1 protein-coding gene is annotated in these 892 nt (G+C 71.5%); it reads left to right on the top strand.

All coding sequences use genetic code 11. The features are described from left to right. Positions 1 to 167: 167 nt before the first annotated feature. Positions 168 to 892: LacI family DNA-binding transcriptional regulator (locus tag D183_RS25100; RefSeq protein WP_017910093.1), on the top strand; the 725-nt coding region annotated here is incomplete at its 3' end.

The raw sequence follows: 892 nt of genomic DNA on the forward strand, positions 1-892 counted from the left end.
CGCAGCCGCAGGGCTGGGGCACGCAGCCGCAGGACCTGCCGGTGTCGCCGTGCGCGGCGCCGCCGTCCGCCGCCAGCCTGGGCTGGCGCTGAGTCCGTGCCGTCGCGCGGCAGGCGCGCGCAGCCGATGGTTTACGCTGCGCATCTCGTCCGAAGGGAAGCGATCCGATGAGCCAGAAGCGTCCACCCGGAACCGGATCCGCAGGCTCCAAGGTTGCCAAGGCCGCCGCGCGCAAGGCGGCGCCGGTTGCGGCGGAGCATGCTGACAAGGCGAAAAAGGCCACAAAGACCGCACCTGTCTCCGCCGCGCGCGACCGCCAGCGGGTGGTGACCGTCACCGACATCGCCGATGCGGTCGGCGTCTCGCGCGCGACCGTGTCGCTGGTGCTGCGCGGCAGCCCGCTGGTGCATGCCGACACGCGTGCGCGCGTGGAAGCGGAACTGAAGCGGCAGCGCTACGTCTACAACCGCGGCGCCGCCAATCTGCGCCGGCGCACCTCGACCTGCGTGGCCCTGGTCATCAACGACCTGGCCAATCCGTTCTTCGCCGAGTTCGCCGCCGGTGTGGACGAGGCGTTGGGCGAGCAGGGCTACGTGACCCTGCTCGGCAGCACCGGCGAATCGCCCGCGCGGCAGCAGGCCGTACTGGCCTCGCTGATGGAGCACACGCCGGCCGGCGTGATCCTGTCGCCGGCCGAGGGCAGCGACTCCGCCGAACTGCACATGGTGCTGGAAGCACGCGCGAACGTGCTGCTGTTCAATCGCGAACTCGCCGGCGCCGACGACTGGGGTTTCCTCGGCCTGGACAACCAGCGCGGCGCGCAACTGGCCACCGAGCACCTGATCGCGCTCGGCCACCGCCGCATCGCCTTCTACGGCGGCCATGCCGATTC

The organism is Xanthomonas sp. SHU 199 (assembly GCF_000364665.1).
GTDB classification, from domain to species: domain Bacteria; phylum Pseudomonadota; class Gammaproteobacteria; order Xanthomonadales; family Xanthomonadaceae; genus Xanthomonas_A; species Xanthomonas_A sontii.